This is a genomic window from Crenothrix polyspora, from assembly GCF_900163755.1.
Lineage (GTDB): Bacteria > Pseudomonadota > Gammaproteobacteria > Methylococcales > Methylomonadaceae > Crenothrix > Crenothrix polyspora.
In genome coordinates this window covers 1-1,066 of record NZ_FUKI01000063.1, presented here as the reverse complement: position 1 = coordinate 1,066, position 1,066 = coordinate 1, and the positions used below count along the sequence as shown (strand labels likewise).

General features: G+C 46.6%; 2 protein-coding genes. Both read right to left on the bottom strand.

Annotated features, from left to right (window positions below; all coding sequences use genetic code 11):
- Positions 1-179: 179 nt before the first annotated feature.
- Positions 180-629: a GNAT family N-acetyltransferase gene (locus CRENPOLYSF2_RS04060; protein WP_087142685.1), complete on the bottom strand. Its 450-nt coding sequence runs from the start codon at positions 627-629 to the stop codon at positions 180-182.
- A gap of 272 nt (positions 630-901) precedes the next feature.
- Positions 902-1,066: transposase domain-containing protein (locus tag CRENPOLYSF2_RS04055; RefSeq protein WP_140396754.1), on the bottom strand; the 165-nt coding region annotated here is incomplete at its 5' end.

Sequence of the window (1,066 nt, the reverse complement as noted above, 5' to 3'; positions counted from 1 at the left end):
TTACTCCGAACCAGAGCTTTTTTTTAACACTTTTCCCCGCTTTTTGGGGATTGGTTGGCTAACGTAAAGCTAAGGGGCGCGCCTTTCACGGACGATTAGCGAAGCCACCGAAGATGGAAAAATATAAACCTTCAAAACCGCCACGATAAGGCGCGTCCCGCTTGAGCGTAATGTTATGCCTAGATAGCAAAGTGATAGACAAAAAACTGTTCATCACGCTTCCAGCCTGCGGATTGATAAAGAGCCTGGGCAATTTCATTGGTTGTTGCTGTTGATAGCGAAATGCGAACAGCACCCAAAATACTAGCAAATTCAACGGCGGCAGACATCAGTTTTGATGCCAATCCTTTTCTGCGTGCTTGCTCATGGACAAAGAGGTCGTTTAGTACAAATGTTCGCGCTAGCGACACAGAAGAAAAACTGGGGTAAAGCTGAGCAAAACCAACTGGATTATTGTCTTGCAATGCGATGAATAGCACTGACTCGCCATGATTGAAGCGAGCAAGTAAAAACTCTCGTACAGCAGGAATATCACTTGGGCGACCATAAAACTGACGATACCCATCAAAGAGTGGAATGAGTGCCTCAATATCGGATAGAACGGCTTGACGAATAGTGATATTGCTCATATTTCTCCATAATGGGCATAACGTTTTGTTAAGGGGCTGGCCTTTAGGAAAGCAAGCAAAGCCAGCACCGTTTAAATTTAACTGATTTTAAAAATGGCCACAGTAAGGCCAGTCCCGCTTGAACAAGATGTTATGCGTGCGACGTGAAGTCGTGTGTAAGCGTTTAGCGCAACCACCTAAAGCATTGTCATCGGCTCTGATATCCTCTAGATTTTTTCAAAAAACAACCCATACCCCCACACGCACATCATAAGAGCAGAGCACCAAAACCACTACCCCTGCCTGAGTTTTTCAATAGCCCCCGGTGCAAACGGCAATAACTCATCAATACGCCTGTTTGGCCAAGTCGGTAGTTTTTCCAAGGTGTTCCTTAGCCAGGCCTCCGGGTTCAGGCCGTTCAGCTTTGCCGTGCCCAACAGGCTCTGGATTGCCGCCGC

What these genes read in the sequence shown, in the direction of transcription:
- CRENPOLYSF2_RS04060 (WP_087142685.1), bottom strand. Translation starts at nt 629, where the DNA reads ATGAGCAATATCACTATTCGTCAAGCCGTTCTATCCGATATTGAGGCA.